At 49.0% G+C, this 8,720-nt stretch carries 9 protein-coding genes; 8 read left to right on the top strand and 1 reads right to left on the bottom strand.

All coding sequences use genetic code 11. From position 1 onward, the window contains the following. From R3177_RS10605 to R3177_RS10580, 6 genes are all read left to right on the top strand, one after another. Positions 1-946 (top strand): molecular chaperone DnaJ (locus R3177_RS10605; RefSeq protein WP_318971006.1); only part of this gene is annotated, 946 nt, incomplete at its 5' end. 99 nt (positions 947-1,045) lie between these two features. Then, on the top strand, positions 1,046-1,846 hold the full coding sequence (locus R3177_RS10600) for a M48 family metallopeptidase (protein WP_318971005.1): 801 nt from the start codon (positions 1,046-1,048) through the stop codon (positions 1,844-1,846). A 199-nt stretch (positions 1,847-2,045) separates the two neighbouring features. Next, positions 2,046-2,624, top strand: a complete 579-nt coding sequence (locus tag R3177_RS10595; RefSeq protein WP_318971004.1) for a hypothetical protein — start codon at positions 2,046-2,048, stop codon at positions 2,622-2,624. Beyond that, positions 2,611-2,805, top strand: coding sequence for a hypothetical protein (locus R3177_RS10590; RefSeq protein WP_318971003.1), 195 nt, complete (start codon positions 2,611-2,613; stop codon positions 2,803-2,805). The genes R3177_RS10595 and R3177_RS10590 overlap by 14 nt, the downstream gene beginning before the upstream one ends. 2 nt (positions 2,806-2,807) lie before the next feature. Then, positions 2,808-3,668 carry an HprK-related kinase A gene (locus tag R3177_RS10585; RefSeq protein WP_318971002.1) on the top strand — a complete coding sequence of 287 codons (861 nt, stop codon included), beginning with the start codon at positions 2,808-2,810 and terminating at the stop codon, positions 3,666-3,668. Further along, complete coding sequence (locus tag R3177_RS10580) at positions 3,662-4,720, top strand: nucleotidyltransferase family protein (protein WP_318971001.1); 1,059 nt, start codon at positions 3,662-3,664, stop codon at positions 4,718-4,720. Before R3177_RS10585 ends, R3177_RS10580 begins: the two co-directional genes overlap by 7 nt. Positions 4,721-4,737: 17 nt before the next feature. Here the strand turns inward: R3177_RS10580 and R3177_RS10575 are convergent, their stop codons facing one another. Further along, positions 4,738-6,075 (bottom strand): Na+/H+ antiporter NhaC family protein, encoded by a 1,338-nt coding sequence (locus tag R3177_RS10575; RefSeq protein ID WP_318971000.1) that lies wholly within the window; start codon positions 6,073-6,075, stop codon positions 4,738-4,740. 166 nt (positions 6,076-6,241) lie between these two features. Here R3177_RS10575 and R3177_RS10570 point away from each other — a divergent pair, with 166 nt between their 5' ends. Together R3177_RS10570 and R3177_RS10565 are read left to right on the top strand one after the other, a co-directional pair. Further along, complete coding sequence (locus tag R3177_RS10570; RefSeq protein ID WP_318970999.1) at positions 6,242-8,113, top strand: MFS transporter; 1,872 nt, start codon at positions 6,242-6,244, stop codon at positions 8,111-8,113. Between the two features lie 154 nt (positions 8,114-8,267). Further along, positions 8,268-8,720: iron-containing alcohol dehydrogenase (locus tag R3177_RS10565; protein ID WP_318970998.1), on the top strand; the 453-nt coding region annotated here is incomplete at its 3' end.

Here is an 8,720-nt window from a genome sequence, read left to right as displayed (position 1 = left end):
TCGTTTTGGCCATGCCGGGGTAGACCCCAGCCGCGGTGGCGGCGGTGGTTTTGGTGGCGGTGCTGGCGCGGGTGACTTTGGTGATATTTTCGGCGATGTGTTCGGTGACATCTTTGGTGGCGGCGGACGTCGTGGCCAGTCGCGGGCACAGCGCGGCTCAGATTTACGCTATAACCTGGAGCTGAACCTGGAAGAAGCGGTTAAGGGTAAATCGGTCGATATTAAAGTACCCACTTATGTTAACTGCGACAGTTGTGATGGCTCTGGTGCCAAAAAGGGCACTTCAGCTAAAAGCTGTCCAACCTGCCATGGTGCGGGTCAGGTGACCATGCGTCAGGGCTTTTTTGCCGTTCAGCAAACCTGCCCAACCTGCAATGGTCGCGGTAAAATTATCCCTGAGCCTTGCAGTAAGTGTCATGGTGAAGGCCGGGTTGAGAAAACCAAAACCTTATCTGTTAAAATTCCGGCTGGTGTGGATACTGGTGATCGGATCCGTTTAACCGGAGAAGGTGAAGCCGGCATGCATGGCGCGCCGGCAGGCGATTTATATGTGCAGGTTAATGTTAAACCGCATCCGATATTTCAACGCGACGGTAATAACCTCTACTGCGATGTGCCACTAAGCTTTGCCACAGCTGCCCTGGGCGGTGAAATTGCCGTTCCAACGCTGGATGGCCGGATCAAGCTGAAAATTCCTGCTGAAACCCAAACCGATAAAATGTTCCGCCTGCGTGGCAAAGGCGTGCAGTCGGTGCGTGGGGGCGGAGTGGGTGACCTGGTCTGCAAGGTGGTGATTGAAACCCCGGTAAACCTGAGTGACAAACAAAAAGAGTTGTTACGCCAGCTTGAAGATACTATGGGCGGAGAGGGTGAGGCCAAACATCGGCCCAAATCAAAAGGTTTTTTTGATGGCGTCAAAAAATTCTTTGATGATTTAACCGGTTAACTATAGTAAAAACCACCTGCGGGTGGTTTTTTTTTTAACTGCCGATACAATATACAACATAGGTACAGTTGCTTACCTGGCATTAATAAGGATTTTGATATGTTGAAAAAGTTTTCACTTGCTGCAGTAACAGCGCTGGTTCTGGTTGCTTGCGCGCAGTCGCCTACCGGTCGTAATCAGATTATGCTGTTTGATAACAGCCAGCTTGACGCTATGGGTGAGCAAACTTTTGAGCAGATGAAAGCCGACACACCGATCAGTAAAGATGCCAAAATCAATGATTATGTCCAGTGTATTGCCAGTGCTTTGTTACAAGTTACCCCTGAAGAATATCTGAGAACGCCCTGGGAAGTTGTGGTTTTTGACAGTGAGCAGATTAATGCTTTTGCTCTGCCCGGTGGCCACATTGGCGTTTATACCGGACTGCTGAAAGTTGCTGAAAATCAGGAGCAGCTGGCTGCGGTGATTGGTCATGAAATTGCCCATGTCATGGCCAATCACAGTAATGAGCGCTTATCGACCAATCAGTTTGTTCAGTCGGCACTGGCGCTTGGTGATGCGGGTACCAAGGCCTATGGTGTTCGCTATCAGCAGGAAATAATGACCGCGCTGGGTTTAGGCGCGCAACTGGGCGTAACTTTACCTTTTAGCCGGACCCATGAGTCTGAAGCGGATATCATTGGCCTGGATTTAATGGCAAAGGCCGGCTTTGAACCGCGCCAGGCTGTTAATTTATGGCAGAACATGGCAGCGGCCAGTAATAACAATACGCCGCAATTTTTATCAACCCACCCTGCGCCGGAGAACCGGATAGCAGAGTTACGGGCCAGAATGCCGGAAGCAATGACCACATTTAACGAGCGGAAAAAAGCAGGTCGGCTACCCTCTTGCCGCAAATAAACGGTGGGATAATGGATTTTAGTCGTCAGGTAAATTTACAACTTTAAATTTTTCTGATTTAAGGTTTTAGTTAAATGATAGTTTTTTCAATGTTTTAACGCATTGGATTAAAATTTGCATACGATCTTTAGTTGCAAGTTTTAGACTGATCTACAGGATAAGGGTGACAGAGTCTATGGACGATAAGGATATTAAACCAATGAACAGCCGTCGCAAGTTTATTGTGCGGGCCGGTATCGGTTCATTGCCAGTACTGATGGCACTGAAAAGTAAAGGTGCCTGGGGTTACAGCACACAGAACTGTAATCTGAGCGCGTCAATTTCCCAAATGCAGTCTGCTCAGGCAGAGCAGTTTGAAACCTGTACTGCGTCATTTCATTCGCATGGCGGTGCGAAAAGCTATTTTCAGCCAGAGGCAGCTGCCATAACGTCCAGGAGTGATGGTCGCAAAGGTTTTTTCCATTCTCTTTCAGGTACCTATCATAAAGGCGATTCATACCACGGCATGTATGCTGGTGTTATCGTCAATGAAAATACCTTGTTTACAGATATTTTCTCTATTGGTTACGGCGGAACCCTTGCTGAGGCTGTAGACCGTGGGCCATCAAATTTAATACGCAATATTTCAGCTGTATTCCTGCACTCGTTGTTTTATCGGGGCAGAGGTATTTATCCTGAGCCTGACGCTTTCGTTAACGCTTATAATAACGCTGTACTTAACGGTAAAATGGAGCAATTAGCCCAGGTGCTGGAAATGTACATTGATGGCAACACCTGAAAACACTATTGAGTTGGCCAGTGATTATGCAACCTGGCTGGCTGAAGCCAGGCTGGCGTTAAGTGAACATCAAAATATTGTCAGCTTCATCTTTAATGCTGACAATAGCACTGTTACATTTGATACTATCAGCTTTAATACTGCCAGGATTTTACCGGAAGTACATCTTAAGCCGGAGTAACGTTGTCGCTTATTGCATTACACACCCCACCTTTTACTATTCGAATAGCAACAGATAGCCCAATATTATTTAATGATTTGGCAAAGTTGTATCCGGAATCGGTTTTGCTGCAAGCGCCTGTATCTGAACATATTTACGATTTTAATATCGACTATAAAAGACGCATCAGTGGCAAAAGCCGGCCCTATCATTTTCGTGCTGGCACAGAGCATTTCAGGATGGCTGATGCTGACCAGCTTATTCCGACGTTCGAATGGGGTCTGAACTGGTGTGTCGCAGCTTATCAGCAGCAATATCTGGCAATTCATGCTGCTGTATTGGAAAAAGAAGGCAAGGCCCTTATCATGCCGGCGCCACCGGGCAGCGGCAAAAGCACGCTGTGTGCCCTGTTGATGTTGCAGGGCTGGCGTTTATTGTCTGATGAAATGTGTCTGATTGATCCAACAACCGGTCTGTTGCAACCTTATGTAAGGCCGGTAAGTTTAAAAAATGCCTCAATAGATGTTATTCAGCATTATCAGCCTGGCATCCCTGTTTATCATCGCACAGCAGATACTGAAAAAGGCACTGTCGCTTATTTGCGCCCCACTGAGCTAAGCTGGCAGCAACTGAATATCCAGGCTAAACCGGCCTGGATTTTGTTTCCCGCATACCAGGCTGAAGCAGCCGAACCGGTAAGTTTGTTTAGCATGCCCAAGGCTGATACCCTGCTGTACCTGGCACAAAACAGTTTTAATTATGCGGTGTTTGCTGCTGACGGTTTCCATTTATTAACGCAACTGGTAGAAAATACTGAAAGCTTCCGCCTCGAGTACAGGGACACCAGACAGATGCTGCAATTGCTGGAGCAGGTATTATGTTAGTGCCGCTGCTAATTCAGTGTTTTCGCGAGCCTCAACGCTTTATGGCTACTGCCTCTGCTGCATGCTGGACGGATTTATTGCAACAGGCCCGGAGTCTGGGGTTAACAGCTCAGCTTAAAGCACTGTTTGAGCGGCATAATATGCTGGATAAGCTGCCTGAAACAGTACAAAAACATTGTGCCTGGGGCTGGCGCTATTATCAGAAACAGCGGGCCAGTTTATTTTACGAGTTGATGCAGCTTGAGCCAGTGATGGCAGCGGCCAGTTATCCCTGTCTGCTGCTTAAAGGCGCCGCTTATCAGGCACTGGGCCTTACCGTCAGTGAAGGCCGGCTTTATTCCGATATTGACTTACTGGTAGCACGGTCGAAGTTGACTGACTGCAAAGCGAAGTTATTTTTTGCAGGTTTTTTTGAGCCCGCCATGTCGGCCTACGACATGCATTTTTACCTGGAACTTTCTCATGAAAATCCACCGCTTTATCATGTAAAACGGGGAACAGCGCTTGATTTACACTTTGCTTTGTTTCCGTTAGCAGGGCGGAAAAATCTGGCCACAGAGCAGGTATTCGTCAGTGCCAGGCCGATAGAGGGCTCCTGTTTTCAGGTACCCAGCCTCAGTTATTTGTATATCCATGCTGCTATTCACTTTTTCTGGCAGGAAGAGCGGCACAAGCTAATCAAAGATTTAATTGACCTGGATTTGTTGTACAACCAGTTAGCTGAGCAACAACTGTTGTCGCAGTTACTGGATGACAGCGCGCAATATGGTGCGTTAGAGCCGGTTGTTAATACGCTGCTGCTGATTAAACAGCTGTTTAAGCGAGAGCTGCCACCAGAGATCGCCAGCCAGCTGAAATATAGCCGTTATCGAAAGGATTTCGCCCGTGCATTGCTGCTGCAGCAACTGCAAGCCGGCACCACAGCAAAACTGGCGGGTGCCATATGGTACCTGCGGGGCTACCGGCATAAAATGCACTGGCCGGTGCTACTGCGTCATATCTGGGTTAAAAGCAGAGTAATGTTTAAGCAATACCGGCAGCGCAGCGACTGACCGGGTTTGCAGTCTGCTCAGCCCGCTTCAGTTGCGGCGATATTGATATCGGCTTGGCGCAGTAAAATAATAATACCGGCCACCAGCAGCAAAATCAGACAGTAAAAGCTGTGCATAACGACCTGCCAGGGTGAGATACCAAAGCTGGCGCCAAGCAATAACGCCTGTGCGCCATAGGGTACCAGCCCCTGACTGATGCAGGCAAAAATATCCAGCAAGCTGGCGCTGCGCCGAGGTGTGATTTGATGTTGTTGCGCCAGATTTTTCGCAACATCACCGGTCAATACAATCGCAACCGTATTGTTGGCAATACACAAATTGCTGCTAAAGGCCAGCGCCGCTATCGCCAGTTGCTGGGCTTTGTTGCCAGCCAGTTTCAGCGTGCCGGTCAGAAGTTGAATTTGAGCTGAGATCCAGGTTAAGCCACCCTGTTGTTTAATAAACTCACTTAGGCCACTTACCAGCATCGCCAGCAGAAAAATTTCCTGGACACTGGCAAAGCCAGCTGCAATATCTTTCCCCAAACCAGCGAGCTGATAATCAGCAAAAATACTACCTTGTAACGCAGCCAGCACAATGCCGAGCAGCAGTACCAAAAATACATTTAAGCCCATCACAGCCAGCACCAGAATAGCCGCATAAGGCAGCACTGCTGTCCAGCTGAAGTCAGCCGCCTCAACCGGCGCGGTTGCGCTGGTGATAAACGAGTAAAGCACCAGCGTCAGAATGGCAGCTGGCAGGGCAATTTTAATATTTTCCCTGAATTTATCAGACATTCTGGCACCCTGGGTGCGGGTTGAGGCGATAGTAGTGTCTGAAATGATAGACAGGTTATCACCGAACATAGCGCCACTTAATAAAACCCCTGCTACCAGCGCGCCGTCCAAATCGGCCTTGGCAGCGAGTCCTGCAGCGATAGGTGCCAGGGCACCAATGGTACCCATGGAGGTGCCCATGGCTGTTGAGATCAACGCTGCGATAATAAACAAACCCGGTAGCAGCCAGGCGGCCGGGACGATACTCAGGCCGGCATTGACAGCAGCATCCACTCCACCGGTTGCGGTCGCGACGCTGGCAAAGGCGCCGGCCAGCAAATAAATCAGGCACATGGTAATAATATTCTGGTTACCGGCGCCTTTAATCAGAACATCAATGGATTGTTGCAGCGGCGCCCGGTGTAGCCAGATAGCCAGCATTAACGCCGGAATAATCGCGACATGGCCGGGCAACTGATAAAAGGCATACTCGACAGCTTGTGCCTGGAAATATAAGCCACTGCCTAAAAACAGCAGGATAAACAGCCCCAGTGGAATTAACGAGCGTTTCGCACCCGGCGGGCTAACAGGGTTTACCATAAGGTCTCTCTCCAAAAATGGGCTGCGAACTATATAGATGGCCAGACGTCTTGTCAATATTTGCAGTAACTGCTGGCGCCTGATAGCTAACTTAGGGTATTTTGATAAAAAAACCTACCGTTTTCAGTGCTGTTTTGTCAAAGCAGCAATCGCAAAAGGTGTCAGTATGCTAGCCAGCAAATTAATCACGAGCCGTCGCTTTTTACCGTTTTTCTTAACTCAGGCGCTGGGGGCCTTTAACGATAATGTGTTTAAAAATGCCCTGATGTTATTACTGGCATTTACTGCCGCCCAGGCGTTGCCATGGAGTACCGACGTAACGATGAATCTGGCCGCGGGTTTATTTATTCTGCCATTTCTGTTGTTCTCTGCCACAGCCGGCACTCTGGCCGACAGCATGTGCAAAAGCAGGCTGATCAGGGCGCTAAAGCTCACTGAAATTATTCTGATGATAGCCGCTGCCGTTGCCTTCTTTTTTCAGCAGTATTTATTATTGCTGGGGTTATTATTCCTGATGGGCAGTCAGTCGGCGTTCTTTGGTCCGGCAAAATACGCCATTTTGCCGCAGCTACTGGATGATAAGGAATTACTGGCAGGCAATGCCTGGGTGGAAATGGGCACTTTTATTGCGATATTACTCGGCACTATTGTCGGTGGCCTGATTGTCGGCATAGGCCATGCTTCATTATGGATTGGCACTATGGTGATCGTGTTTGCGGCGCTCGGCTATCTGTCCAGCCGGGCCATTCCGGTTGTCGGTAAGATAAATAACGCAGAGCGTTATCGTTTTGCGCCATTTAAACAAACATTGCAAACGATTAAAATCAGCTATGCCAATCGTACCTTATATCTGGCGATTATGGCCATAAGCTGGTTCTGGTTTCTCGGCGCCAGCTATTTAACCCAGTTTCCAAATTTTACCAAAACGGTGCTGGCCGGTGATAATACTGTGGTTACGGCATTACTGGTCGCTTTCTCGGTTGGGGTGGGACTGGGTTCAATGTTGTGCGAACGCTTATCCGGTAACCGGGTTGAGCTTGGCATAGTGCCGTTAGGTTCTCTTGGCCTAACAGTATTTGGCGCCAGTTTATATTTCAGCACGCCGCAATTTATCTCAGGCGAGCTCCTCAGTCTGGGCGGATTCTTACAATCCGGATACGGCTGGTGGGTTCTGTTTAACCTTACTTTGATTGGTGTTTCCGGCGGTCTGTTTATTGTGCCATTGTACGCTTTATTGCAAAAGCGGGCGGAGCCAGGCGAGCGGGCCAGAATGATTGCTGCCAATAATATCTTTAATGCACTGTTTATGGTGGCGAGCGCCGTGGCGGCTGTTGTGTTTTTATCAGTGCTGGGATTATCAATACCGGAGTATTTTTTAATTCTGGCCGTGATGAACGCGGTGGTCGCTTTGTATGTCTACAGCCAGGTACCGGAGTTTGCCCTGCGCTTTGTGATATATCTGCTTAGCCACACTCTGTACCGGGTTCGTAGTAAAGGGCTGGATAATATCCCTGAACAAGGTGCAGCGGTATTAGTGGCAAACCATGTCAGCTATGTGGATGCCATGCTGATAGCCGGGGCGGTGCGCCGACCGGTACGTTTTGTGATGGAGAAAGCCATTTATGATCTGCCGGTTGCCAACTGGTTATTCCGGGCGGCCCGCACTATTCCTATCTGCAGTAAACAAAAAGATGAGCAGGTGTACGAGGCGGCGTTTGCCGCAATAAAGCGTGAACTGGCCGACGGTAATCTGGTGTGTATTTTTCCGGAAGGCCGGCTGACGAAAACCGGCGATATCGACAATTTCCGGCCTGGTATCGAACGCATTATCGCTGAAAGTCCGGTACCGGTGGTGCCAATGGCGCTACAGGGATTATGGGGCTCTTTTTTCAGTCATCATGGCAAAGGTGCTTTTAAGCTAAAAGGCCGCTGGTGGTCAAAAGTGCAATTAATAGCATCGGAGCCCGTGCCGGCCCAAATGGTCAGTGCGGCGGCTTTAGAGCAACGCATTCGCAATTTACGAGGTGAAAACCCTTAGCCTGACTTACTCCATTGCCAGCCGATGCTTATTCAGTCAGCTGGCTTTTTCGTTGAACTATCTGAACACTGAGCGGTAAAACTTGAAGCAGAGCGGCTATGCCCACATAACTGAGCTATATCTGCAACGGTGCAGTAGCCTATCCGGAGTATAAATGCTTAATTTTTCCTATCAGAATCCAACCCGTATTGTGTTTGGTAAAGATCAGCTTCGGCGGTTAGCCAAATTAATTCCCGCCGGCAGTAAAATATTAATGCTGTATGGCGGTGGCTCAATTAAGCAGAACGGCGTGTATGATCAGGTTGTGTCAGCGCTTGTTGGCTTTGACTGGCAGGAATTCGGCGGGATTGAACCGAACCCCAGCTTTGAAACCCTGATGAAAGCGGCCGATTTAGTCCGCGAGCAAAAAATAGACTTCCTGTTGCCAGTAGGGGGCGGCAGTGTGATTGATGGTGCCAAGTTTGTCGCGGCCGCTGCGGTGTATCCGGGTGATGCCTGGGATATTCTGGCTCATCGCGGTAAAGTCGAGCAGGCGGTAGCGCTCGGCTGTGTGTTAACCCTGCCGGCGACGGGTACTGAGAGCAATGGCAATTCCGTGGTCACCCGG

The organism is Arsukibacterium sp. (genome assembly GCF_033722355.1).
Taxonomy (GTDB): Bacteria; Pseudomonadota; Gammaproteobacteria; order Enterobacterales; family Alteromonadaceae; genus Alishewanella.
The sequence above is the reverse complement of the archived record's forward strand: the minus strand, read 5'-3'. Positions and strand labels throughout refer to the sequence as shown.